This window comes from Vibrio sp. YT-19(2023), assembly GCF_033337395.1.
The window spans coordinates 1-510 of record NZ_JAWOQN010001197.1; the positions used below are offsets into that span (position 1 = coordinate 1).

Consider the following 510-nt stretch of genomic DNA (forward strand, 5'->3'; position numbering starts at 1 on the left):
TTGATTTTCATACCAAACCTTAATTCCATTCATCAAAACAACAAATAAATTAAATATTATTTAATCAACAAGGCTTTTTATCATTTTTTTAATCACAAAACGTTGCTTTTTTTACTCAGAATGGCAAATTGAATCCATACCGATTAGAAATTGTTTAGTTTAGAAAGGATGTTGTATGTGTTCAGTATTTGGGATTTTAGACATTAAAAGTGATGCAGCGGCACTGCGTCCTATCGCGTTAGAAATGTCGAAAAAGCTTCGTCACCGTGGCCCTGACTGGTCTGGTATCTACTCTTCAGAAAGAGCAATCCTAGCTCACGAGCGCTTGGCTATCGTTGGTCTAAATAGCGGTGCTCAACCACTATACAGCCCTGATAAAAAACTAATCCTTGCCGTTAACGGTGAGATCTACAACCACAAAGAGATACGCCCTCGCTACGAAGGAAAGTACGAGTTCCAAACAGACTCTGACTGTGAAGCTATTTTAGCGCTGTATCAAGACATGGGTGC

Annotated in this window: 1 pseudogene; it reads left to right on the forward strand. The window is 39.0% G+C overall.

The features are described from left to right. Positions 1–175 precede the first annotated feature (175 nt). Positions 176–510 (forward strand): annotated as a pseudogene (gene asnB, locus R7E78_RS30810) (asparagine synthase B); the annotation flags it as partial.